The organism is Vibrio sp. HI00D65 (genome assembly GCF_001635455.1).
In the GTDB taxonomy this organism is placed as follows: domain Bacteria; phylum Pseudomonadota; class Gammaproteobacteria; order Enterobacterales; family Vibrionaceae; genus Vibrio.
In genome coordinates this window covers 1-333 of the sequence record NZ_LWEH01000177.1, presented here as the reverse complement: position 1 = coordinate 333, position 333 = coordinate 1, and the positions used below count along the sequence as shown (strand labels likewise).

At 46.5% G+C, this 333-nt stretch carries 1 pseudogene; it reads right to left on the bottom strand.

Features of this window, described 5'->3' with window-relative positions:
• Positions 1-270, bottom strand: a pseudogene (gene ftsA / locus A3712_RS14570) (cell division protein FtsA); the annotation flags it as partial.
• Between the last annotated feature and the right edge of the window lie 63 nt (positions 271-333).

The window sequence follows — 333 nt, the reverse complement described above, 5'->3', positions numbered from 1 at the left end:
GCTTGCGATATGTTTGCCTGATAGCGAGATAAACACATTGCTGATTTGGCATTCTGCCATCAACTCTGCTTGATCAATTGCTCGCTGAACTGACTTAACTACCGACTCTAGGTCGTTCACACCACCTTTATCCATACCTCTGGATGGGCTTTGCCCAGAGCCAATGATATTGATTTGACCATCAGGCAGTATTTCACCAACCAGAGCTGATATGGTCGCAGTGCCTATATCAAGACCAACGATTATGTTGTCATCTGCGGTCTTAGTCATCTGTGCTCTCTTCTAACTCTTGCTCTGGAAACCAGCCTACAGCGGCTCCCGTATCATACCTGA